General features: G+C 64.2%; 1 protein-coding gene. It reads right to left on the reverse strand.

The window, feature by feature from the left end:
* Positions 1–204 (reverse strand): MFS transporter (locus tag I5M_RS29610; RefSeq protein WP_040771684.1); only part of this gene is annotated, 204 nt, incomplete at both ends.

The raw sequence follows: 204 nt of genomic DNA on the forward strand, positions 1-204 counted from the left end.
CCATCGCGATGCCGATCAGGCCGATCGGAATGTTGATCAGGAAGATCCAGTGCCACGAGAAGTACGTGGTGATGAAGCCGCCGAGCGGCGGGCCGATCACCGGCCCGACCAGCGCCGGCACGGTGACCCAGGCCATCGCATTGACCAGCGCGCTCTTGTCGATCGAGCGCAGCAGAACTAATCGCCCGACCGGCGTCATCATCG

The sequence above is a fragment of the Rhodopseudomonas sp. B29 genome, assembly GCF_000333455.1.
Classification (GTDB): domain Bacteria; phylum Pseudomonadota; class Alphaproteobacteria; order Rhizobiales; family Xanthobacteraceae; genus Rhodopseudomonas.